Raw genomic sequence first — 392 nt, forward strand, 5'->3', positions numbered from 1 at the left:
CCTTTTGCGACAGGGTTCGAAGGCGTAATCTCCCGAGCCTATCAGATGAAATAATCAGTTACTTAATTGGAGTGAGCATGTACGCCGCCGAATTTTTGACCGTAGCCCTGATTCACTTGTTGGCGGTGGCCAGCCCCGGCCCGGATTTCGCGGTAGTGGTGCGTGAAAGCGTGACCCACGGCCGTCGCGCCGGAACCTGGACTGCGCTGGGCGTCGGCTCGGCGATTTTTCTGCACGTAGGTTATTCGTTGCTCGGTATCGGCTTGATCGTGTCCCAGTCCATCGTGCTGTTCAACGCCCTGAAATGGGCGGCCGCCGCCTACCTGCTATACATCGGCTTCAAGGCCCTGCGCGCGCAGCCGGCCAAGCCTGTAGCTGAGGGCGAGTTGCAT

The 392-nt window shown here is 59.2% G+C and carries 1 protein-coding gene; it reads left to right on the forward strand.

The genetic code is table 11. The annotated features are described in order from the left end of the window. Positions 1-77 precede the first annotated feature (77 nt). Positions 78-392 (forward strand): LysE family translocator (locus tag SOP95_RS31990; protein ID WP_323609590.1); only part of this gene is annotated, 315 nt, incomplete at its 3' end.

This window comes from Pseudomonas sp. YuFO8 (assembly GCF_035065025.1).
In the GTDB taxonomy this organism is placed as follows: domain Bacteria; phylum Pseudomonadota; class Gammaproteobacteria; order Pseudomonadales; family Pseudomonadaceae; genus Aquipseudomonas; species Aquipseudomonas putida_AE.